This is a genomic window from Lachnoanaerobaculum saburreum DSM 3986, from assembly GCF_000185385.1.
In the GTDB taxonomy this organism is placed as follows: domain Bacteria; phylum Bacillota; class Clostridia; order Lachnospirales; family Lachnospiraceae; genus Lachnoanaerobaculum; species Lachnoanaerobaculum saburreum.
The window spans coordinates 695,323-695,887 of record NZ_GL622296.1 but is presented as its reverse complement, the minus strand read 5'-3'; the positions used below and the strand labels follow the sequence as shown (position 1 = coordinate 695,887).

The following is a 565-nucleotide window of genomic DNA, read 5'->3' as shown; positions in this document are numbered from 1 at the left end:
GGCATAGTGCTATTTGTTTCCTTTTTTTCTGATAGTTCCTACTCCCCTTTATTTTATTTGCTAATTGTCTTTGCAATTTTACAAGCTTTTTCTCATATTTTTTAATTATCTTCGGATTTTCATACTTCTTTCCATCTGATGTGATACATAAATCTTTTATTCCTAAATCCAATCCTATTTGTCCGTTTGTTTTTACAAGTGGACTATGTTCGGTTTCTACAAGAACAGACACATAGTACTTGCCGCTTGGTACTTTAGATATAGTTGCCGCCTTTATCTGACCTGAAAATTTTCTATGTAATTTTATTTTTACCCTTTTTAATTTTGGCAGCTTTATTCTTCCTCTATCAAAATCTACAGTTATATTCTCATTTGTAAAATTGGTTGTATATGATTGACGATTACTGTGCTTACTCTTAAACTTCGGATAACCTGCATGTTCTTTGAAAAACTTTTGATAAGCATTATCCATATTATAAATTGCATTTGTTAAAGCAAATTTATCTACTTCTTTTAGCCATTCATAAACTTTTTTCAGCTCTCTATTGCAATAATTATTACAACC

General features: G+C 29.9%; 1 protein-coding gene. It reads right to left on the bottom strand.

The features are described from left to right. On the bottom strand, positions 1-565 hold a 565-nt coding region (locus HMPREF0381_RS03325), incomplete at both ends, for an RNA-guided endonuclease TnpB family protein (RefSeq protein ID WP_008750460.1).